This is a genomic window from Kitasatospora sp. NPDC002543, assembly GCF_053594915.1.
Genome location: NZ_JBSFWR010000191.1, coordinates 1 through 6,529, shown reverse-complemented (window position 1 = coordinate 6,529; position 6,529 = coordinate 1). Strand labels below are relative to the sequence as shown.

General features: G+C 75.9%; 6 protein-coding genes and 1 riboswitch. Of the genes, 3 read left to right on the top strand and 3 right to left on the bottom strand.

The window, feature by feature from the left end; all coding sequences use genetic code 11:
• Nucleotides 1-225: 225 nt before the first annotated feature.
• Nucleotides 226-1,029: a hypothetical protein gene (locus ACWD4P_RS37645; RefSeq protein ID WP_449782742.1), complete on the top strand. Its 804-nt coding sequence runs from the start codon at nt 226-228 to the stop codon at nt 1,027-1,029.
• A 505-nt stretch (nt 1,030-1,534) separates the two neighbouring features.
• Here the strand turns inward: ACWD4P_RS37645 and ACWD4P_RS37640 are convergent.
• The 3 genes from ACWD4P_RS37640 to ACWD4P_RS37630 are packed head-to-tail and all read right to left on the bottom strand — an operon-like array spanning nt 1,535 to nt 4,480.
• On the bottom strand, nt 1,535-2,758 hold the full coding sequence (locus tag ACWD4P_RS37640; protein WP_449782741.1) for an MFS transporter: 1,224 nt from the start codon (nt 2,756-2,758) through the stop codon (nt 1,535-1,537).
• Between the two features lie 21 nt (nt 2,759-2,779).
• The gene (locus tag ACWD4P_RS37635) at nt 2,780-3,805 is read right to left on the bottom strand and encodes a MerR family transcriptional regulator (RefSeq protein ID WP_449782740.1); all 1,026 of its coding nucleotides are present in this window, start codon (nt 3,803-3,805) and stop codon (nt 2,780-2,782) included.
• A gap of 3 nt (nt 3,806-3,808) precedes the next feature.
• Nucleotides 3,809-4,480, bottom strand: coding sequence for a HEAT repeat domain-containing protein (locus ACWD4P_RS37630; RefSeq protein WP_359829284.1), 672 nt, complete (start codon nt 4,478-4,480; stop codon nt 3,809-3,811).
• A 310-nt stretch (nt 4,481-4,790) separates the two neighbouring features.
• On the opposite strand from ACWD4P_RS37630, the gene ACWD4P_RS37625 reads away from it, so the two are divergent.
• Nucleotides 4,791-5,222 carry a DUF7144 family membrane protein gene (locus tag ACWD4P_RS37625; protein ID WP_359829285.1) on the top strand — a complete coding sequence of 144 codons (432 nt, stop codon included), beginning with the start codon at nt 4,791-4,793 and terminating at the stop codon, nt 5,220-5,222.
• A gap of 174 nt (nt 5,223-5,396) precedes the next feature.
• Nucleotides 5,397-5,539, top strand: a riboswitch (SAM riboswitch).
• A gap of 199 nt (nt 5,540-5,738) precedes the next feature.
• Nucleotides 5,739-6,452 (top strand): IclR family transcriptional regulator, encoded by a 714-nt coding sequence (locus ACWD4P_RS37620; protein WP_449782739.1) that lies wholly within the window; start codon nt 5,739-5,741, stop codon nt 6,450-6,452.
• The last annotated feature ends 77 nt before the right edge of the window (nt 6,453-6,529 follow it).

The following is a 6,529-nucleotide window of genomic DNA, read 5'->3' as shown; positions in this document are numbered from 1 at the left end:
TAAGTAGCGTAGGTGATGTCAAATCACGCAGTAAGGATGGGGGTCGTGCCCGGAGCGCTGGCCCCGCCGCCCGGCGCCGCCGCCCCCCGGCCCCCCCCGCGCCGCGCCGCCCCCCCCCCGCCCGCGGGTCACCGGTTTCGGGATTCGCCGACGGGTCGTCCGGGTACGCCGTACGCTCGGGGCCGCGGGCGGGCGGCCGCCGCCCGGGACCCGGAGGAGGACGGCGTGGACACGGCTGTGGAACGGACGACCCAGGGCGGGCCCCGGATCGACCCGGCGCTCGCCGACCGCGTCACCGAGGCGGTCCTGCTGGCCGGCCTGCCCGTCGGGTACGGCGGGTACGGAGCCGGCGTCCAGTTGCGCCCGGCCCGGCCCTACGACGACTCCGACGACTGCGCCGGCCTGATCGCCCTGCACTGGGAGCCCGGCCCCCGGCTGGCCGCCGCCGCGGCCATGGAACAGTCACAGCAGCCGGCGTCCGCCGCCCGGCGGGTCGTCAGCAGCAGCATGCAGAACGCGCTGGCGGAGTTCCTGCCGGCCTTCGGCATCGAGGTGTCGGCCGGCCGGCCCGACGGGGAGACCAGGGTGCGGCCCACCGGCGGCCCCGCCCCCGCCCCGATCACCGTCGCCGGACGGGATGCCTCCGCCCCCGTGGGGTCCCGCCCGCAGGACCTGGGCATCCGCGCGGACGTCGTCGGCGCGGTGCGCCGCACCGCCGCACTCGCCGGGCTGCCGGTCGCCGACCACCAGCACGCGCCCGGCATCACCCTCGCACCCTGCCAGGCCGTCGAGGACGGCGACGACAGCACCGGTGTCGCCGACCTCCGGTGGAACCCCTCCCGCCGACTGTCCGCCGCCGACGACGAGCGGGCCGTCCGGGCCCGCACCGCCGTCCAGGACGCCATGCGGCACGCCTTCGGCGCCGTCCTCGGCGCCTGCGGCCTCGACCTCCAGTGGCGCCGCCCGGCCACCCTCCCGTACCAACTGCGCGCCTACGGCCTCGCGGAGCACCCGCCCGTCCGGCCCTGACTGCCGTTCGGGCGCCGGTGGTTGCGGTGTGCGGGTGGTTCCGCCTGCCGTGCTCTCGTACCGGCTCCGCGGTGACGGCCCTTCGGGTTCCGCACGGGGTCGGGCGGGTGAGCGGAGACTGCGGGCCGGGGGCGGTGGCTCGTGCTGCCGCCCCGGCTGCCGGTGGGCTCGTCGCCCGTTGAAGGGCGGGTTCGTCCGGGAGGCGGTCCGTGGCCGAACGTGCCTTCTGGCCAAGGGCTCCGGTGGACTCGCGAAGTGAGGCGGTGGATGCGGGTGCCGGCGGTGAGGCAGGGTGGGGGTCGTCCGGAGCGGTGGGGCGGCGGCGGGCTGCCGGCCCCGGCCTGTCGGTGGGCTCGTCGCTCGTGGGAGTCGGCTCGTGGTCGAACGGGTCTGAGGGCGAGAGGGGTTGGGCGCTCCGCGCGGCGGGGGCCGGGGGCTCGTGCTGCCGCCCCGGCTGCCGGTGGGTTCGATGCTTGCCGGGCCCGGGGCTGAACGGGCGGGCGGGTCAGGGGGTTTCGACGTCCTCGCGCAGCGGGGTGGTGGGCCGGAGCGGGGTGCGGAGGCGGTGGGCGAGGGCGCTGGCCGCGACGCAGGCGGCGAGGGCCGTCCAGAGCAATGGGGGGTTCTGCAGGCCGAGGCCGATGACGGCGGGGCCGACGGCGTAGGACACCGTCCAGGTCAGCTGGAACAGGGACATGTACGGGCCCTCGTCGCCCTTGGGGGCCAGGGCGACGGCCGCCGCCGCCGCGGTGGGTTTGGAGGCGAGCTCGGCGAGGGCGAGGACGGCCGCCACGAGGACGGCGAGCGGGCCCTGGAGGGCGTGCGGGGCGGTGGAGATCGTGGCGGTCAGGGCGATGGCGGCGGCTGCCGCGCCGATGGCCAGGCGCAGGACCCGTGAGCGGGTCCAGCCGGACACCCGGCGGCTGATCCGCATCTGCAGGGTGGTGGCGGTGGCGTAGCGGACGGCGACCACGACGGTCGGCCAGTAGGCGGGCTGGTGGAGGGTCTCCACGAGGTAGATCGGGAAGGCGACGGTCGGGACCAGCCAGGCCGCCGACAACAGCGTCTGGGAGGCGACCAGGGACAGGAAGGGGCGGTCGGCGAGCGCCGCCCGGGTGTCTGACCTCCTCTCCCGCGGCCCGGGCCGGTCCGCGGCCGGCACGGTGACCCCGAGCAGGAGGGCGGCCGCGAGGAGGGAGCTCGCGCTGTTGAGGGCGAGCGCGAGCAGCAGGCCGTGGCCGCCGGCGAGCGCCATCAGGGCGGTCGCCCCCAGGGTGCCGACCCCCAGCGAGGTGGTCTTGAGCACGGTGACGGCGGAGAACCACTCGGTGAGTTCCTCCGGCTTCGCGAACCGGGCGACCAGGGTGGGCCAGGCGGCGCCGTAGAGCCGGTCGGCGGCCGTCACGAGGAAGGTGGCGCCCGCGACGGCGGCCAGGTTCCCGGCGGCGAAGAACAGGCCGTACCCGAGCGCGGTCAGCAGGTTGCTGACGAGCAGGCAGGACTTGGGCCCCAGGGCCTGGACGAGCCGTCCGCACAGCGGTACGACGGCGAAGGAGGCGAGCGACCCGGCCGTCACGGCGGTTCCCGCGGCGGCGGCCGGGAAGTGCCGGACGGTGACGAAGAACAGCAGCGACAGCGGCAGGAAGACGCCGGAGCCGAACGTGTCGACCGCCACCGAGAGGAACAGCCGCCGCTGCCGACGGAACCGTCCGGCCCGTGTCACGCCCACCCCCGTTCCCGCCCCCGCGGCCTATCGCGGGGTGCGCAGCTTGAGAATGTACGTCGCGGTCAGCGCGACCGCACGGTCCTCGTCCCGGGTGAGCGCTTCGAGGGCGCGGGACGTCGTGCCGCCGGGGACGTCCGCGAGCGCCTGGGCCAGCCGCCGGCGTGCGTCCGGACCGACCGCGCCGTGGGCGAGGCGGTCGACGAGTCCGGCGGCGATCCGGTCCGCCAGCGCGGGGTCGCGGGCCAGCGTGCCGAGGGCGTCGGCCGCGTCGGCGTCGTTCACCGCCTCGACGATCATGCCGATGAGCGTCGGGACCGCCTCGGCCACCCCGCGGGCCCCGAGCGCCAGGGCCGCGTACCGGCGGACCACGGCGTCGGGGTGCGCGAGGGCGTCCCGCAACAGGGCGGTCGCCGCGTCCTCCGGCAGTTCGGCGAGGGAGCGGACGGCCCGTTCGCGCACCTCGGCCGCGGGCGAGCGCAGGCCCTCCGCCAGCAGCGCCGTCGCGTCCCCGCCGGACCGTTCCAGCGCCCACCGGAGGGCGCCGGCGACGATCGGGTCCGACTCGCCCAGCACGGCCTCGACCAGGGCCTCCACCGGCACCGCCACGTCCTCGCCGGCGGACAGCACCGCGTCGCCCGCGGACAGGGCGGCGCGCTGCCGCGCCCCCGGGCTCTTGGACTCCAGGGCCTGGAGCAGCGCGACGACCTGGAGGACCTCCTCCCAGCCGGCCGGCTCCGCGGCGTCGATCCGCCGCAGCCGGGTGAGCAGCTCGGTCTCCGCGGCGATGCGTTCGCGGGTGCGCTGGATCAGGTCGTCGACGAGGTCGGCGGGGGCGAAGCCTGGATCGTCGAGCGCCCGTCCGACGTCGCGCAGCGACAGGCCCAGTGAGCGCAGGCTCTCGATGTGGAAGATCCGCCGGATGTCCTCGTCGGAGTACCGGCGGTAGCCGGAGCCGGTACGCCCCGTCGGCCGCACCAGTCCGAGCGACTCGTAGTGCCTGAGCATGCGGGCACTGACCCCGGACCGCCGCGCGACGTCGCCGATCAGCACTGCCTACCGTCCCTCCTGGCGGCCCTCGCCGAAGACCGCCGCACGCTTCGCCTCCTCGATCGCGGACTCGAATCCGGCGTCCGGGTCGCGCCACAGCCGCTCGGTGGCGAGCGCGTGGGTGCGGACCCGGGGGTCCGGGGCCGTCGCCGCGGCGCCCAGCAGGGGCAGCACCGCCTCCCCGAGCGCGATCAGTGCCCGGCTGAGGCTCAGCTGCGTCCCGGGTCCGCCGCGTCCGAGCTGGGCCGCCAAGACTACGGCCAACGCGGGCTCCTCACCCTCGGGCACCAGCACGACCGCGGCCCGCCAGGCGCTGCGGGCCACCTCCTCGTCGGCGTCGGCGAGCAGCGCGGGCGTGATCGCGGGCCAGGCCCGCCGGTCCCCGATCTTGGACAGGGTGTGCAGGGCCTGGCTGCGGGCCTGGGCACGCTCCGCTCGGACCTCGTCGAGCAGCAGCGGGAGCGTCTCCTCGGCGTCGTGCCGGGTGAGCGCCCAGGTGAGCATCTCGCGCACCGGGAACTCGGGCTCGACCGCGCACCGCTCGACGAGTCCGCCGACGAGCCCCGGGTGCGGGTGCGTGCCGACGGCGAGTGCCGCCCGCAGGCGCACCGACGCGTCCTCGTGTGCCAGCCCCCGCAGTGCCCGCAGGGTGTTCGTGTCCTCTTCCGGCCTGGTCATCGGGACCACCTCCTGGGCCACAGTGAAGGGCTTGACACGGTGGCAAGGTCAAGCGGCGGGCCGGTCCGGAAGGTCCGGGCGGGCTCGGGCGCGCTCGGGCGGGCTCGGGGCGCGGTTGGGGGCGGGACGCCGTGCCGGGGCGGGGCCGGTCCGCCGTCCCACGACAGGACGGGCATCCGGACCTACCGTGAACGTAGGACTTCCGTTCCGGGGCCCTCCGTGCGCCGAGCCTCCCAGGCGGTCGCCATGCGAGCCCGTCCCCCCGCCTCCCGCTGCCCGTGAGGCGGTCGCCACCGAAGGAGTCACTGACATGACCAGCAGCGTCAGCGGAGTCGGCAGCAGCCAGATCCGCCAGCCCCAACGGCACCCCTACGCGTCCGGATGGACCATCTTCGCGGGGGTCATGCTGATCACCGGCGGTCTGATGGCGATCACCGAGGGGATCTCCGCCATCGCCAAGGACGACCTGGTCGTCGTCACCCGCAACTACGTGTACTCGATGGACACCGCGGGGTGGGGATGGATCCACGTCATCCTCGGGGCCTTCATCGTGGTGACGGGCATCGCGGTCTTCAGCGGCGCGGTGTGGGCCCGGGCGGTCGGTGTCGTCGTCGCCGCGCTGGGAGTGATCGCCAACTTCCTGTGGCTGCCCTACTACCCGGCGTGGGCCGTCGTCCTGATCGCGATCGACGTCCTGGTGATCTGGGCGCTGTGCGTCGGAAGGGTCGTGAAGGAGGGCTGATCAGGGCGGCTGACCGGCGGGGCCCGGCCGTCCGGGTGCCACCGCTGAGCGGGGCCGGCGCGGGCCCCGCACCGCCCCGCGCCACCCCGGGGGACCCCGGGTGACCCCGTGCGGCGACGGCCGAAGGCGGGGGGGCTTGCCGAACGGCCCGGGGAGTCTTGTATCGTTCCTGGCGAATCATCCAGAGGGGTGGAGGGACCGGCCCTACGAAGCCCCGGCAACTCCCCGTTCGACCCGGCGTCCGAAGTACGCGCCGTGCCGTCCGGGGTCAGTGCCAACTCCGGCCTGTCGCCAATGTGGCGCGGGAAAGATGAGGAGACACGGTGCTCTCTGTGCTGTCCTTTGCCCGGGCGCTTCCCGCCCCGGCGCTTTCGCGTACCCGTCTCGTGCCCGGCGCAGGCAATCGGCCGACTTCTCCGGCCCGTCCTCGCTGACCACCCCCGGTTCCCCGCCAGGAGCCGCCGTGAGCAGCGCCCACCCGCTGCTCCCGGGCATTGAGACTGGAGTACCCCACCCATGGAGAACACGAGCGGCGTCGGCGTGCTCGACAAGATCACCTCGATCCTCGGCATCCTGGAGGCAGGCCCCGCCACCCTGGGCGGCCTCGTCGCCGCCACCGGCATGGCGCGGCCCACCGCCCACCGGCTGGCCGTCGCGATGGAACACCACCGCCTGGTCAGCCGGGACATGCAGGGCCGGTTCATGCTCGGCCCCCGGCTCGGCGAGCTCTCGTCGGCCGCCGGAGAGGACCGGCTGCTGGCCGCGGCCGGCTCGGTCCTCACCCAGCTGCGCGACCTCACCGGCGAGAGCGCCCAGCTCTACCGGCGGCAGGGCGAGGTCCGGATCTGCGTGGCCTCCGCGGAGCGCCTCTCCGGCCTGCGCGACACCGTCCCGGTGGGCGTCACCCTCCCCATGAAGGTCGGCTCCGCCGCCCAGGTCCTGCTCGCCTGGGAGGAGCCCGAGCGGCTCCACCGCGGTCTGCAGGGCGCCCGCTTCACGGCCACCGCCCTGAGTGGCGTACGGCGGCGCGGCTGGGCCCAGTCCGTCGGCGAGCGGGAGCTCGGGGTGGCCTCCGTCTCCGCGCCCGTGCGCGGCCAGTCCAACCGGGTGGTGGCGGCCGTCTCGGTCTCCGGCCCGATCGAACGCCTCACCCGCCACCCCGGCGCCACCCTCTCCCAGGCCGTCGTCGAGGCCGCCCACCGCCTGACCGAGGCCCTCCGCCACCCCTGACCGGCCGCCCTCGCCCGCCCGGGAGCCGTTCGGTGGGCGCCACCGTCGTGCCGCTGCCCCGGGCTCAGACCCGGGGC